A 645-nucleotide genomic window follows, 5' to 3' on the forward strand; every position below is an offset into this window, starting at 1 on the left:
CCCCACCGGATAACGGTTTATCTGCATAGATGATTGTGCGCAGCTTGTCATCACCATTGACCCATTCGTCATCGATCGTGACCTTCACGACTTCATCGGATAACTGATAACCGGCCGGTGCTTTCGTTTCTTTGATGAAATACGTACCGTAGATCAGATCATCGAACAGTGCGATTCCATTCTTCGTATCTGTCTTTGCAGCGCTGATCTTCTTCGTGCACGCTGCATCACTGTACAACGTGAACTCTGCGACCTTCAGGATGTCCTTATGATCATAATAATCGACCTTATTGACTTTGATATAGGAGCGGATCATTTTATCTTTCATCGTGACCTTCTGGCCGTCTCCTGCGGTAAAGGTGATCTCTTCTGCAATCTCATATCCATATGGTGCAGAGATTTCTTTCATGACATATGTTTGACCCTCACTCAGTCCTGTGATCGTGTGCTGCTCTTCTGTGGATACCCACTGATCTATGATATTGCCATCTTTGTCAATGATCTGCAGTTTGGCACCAGGTAATTCTTTTTCGCCGGTCTCATCGACTTTAGAAAAGTGCATCTCTGTTTGTCTGTTGCTCATGTCGATCGTCTGTACATCGTTCGTATCACGTACGATGAAGATGATATCCTCAGCTTTTGTAT

The 645-nt window shown here is 44.7% G+C and carries 1 protein-coding gene; it reads right to left on the minus strand.

Annotation, left to right across the window (positions count from 1 at the left end):
- The coding region (locus NE665_RS24815; protein ID WP_256302705.1) for a SpaA isopeptide-forming pilin-related protein at positions 1 to 645 on the minus strand (645 nt) is incomplete at both ends.

The organism is Clostridium sp. DFI.1.208 (assembly GCF_024463855.1).
GTDB lineage: Bacteria > Bacillota_I > Bacilli_A > Erysipelotrichales > Erysipelotrichaceae > Clostridium_AQ.